This is a genomic window from Pseudomonas sp. SIMBA_067, assembly GCF_046534675.1.
Lineage (GTDB): Bacteria > Pseudomonadota > Gammaproteobacteria > Pseudomonadales > Pseudomonadaceae > Aquipseudomonas > Aquipseudomonas putida.
In genome coordinates this window covers 1-236 of the sequence record NZ_JAWRYH010001351.1, presented here as the reverse complement: position 1 = coordinate 236, position 236 = coordinate 1, and the positions used below count along the sequence as shown (strand labels likewise).

1 pseudogene is annotated in these 236 nt (G+C 43.6%); it reads right to left on the bottom strand.

The window, feature by feature from the left end:
* Positions 1–236, bottom strand: a pseudogene (locus tag SB765_RS33745) (hypothetical protein); the annotation flags it as partial.

Genomic DNA, 236 nt, shown 5'->3' with positions numbered 1-236 from the left:
CATACTCTATACGACCTCTGTAGCGTGTTGATAGGATATTTGGATCATCGTAAACAAATAAATAGCCATTACGATCACTGTCGGTTTTGCGAGCAAACGATAATCGTTTGCCCCAACCAAATAAGTTAGACTCGCGAAAGCCGATACTTGATTTATTTTCGCCACCACTGCGGCTAAAGCTAAGCTCGGGTAGCAAAGTCCACAAATCGCGAGTCACCACGGTTACATCAATATCG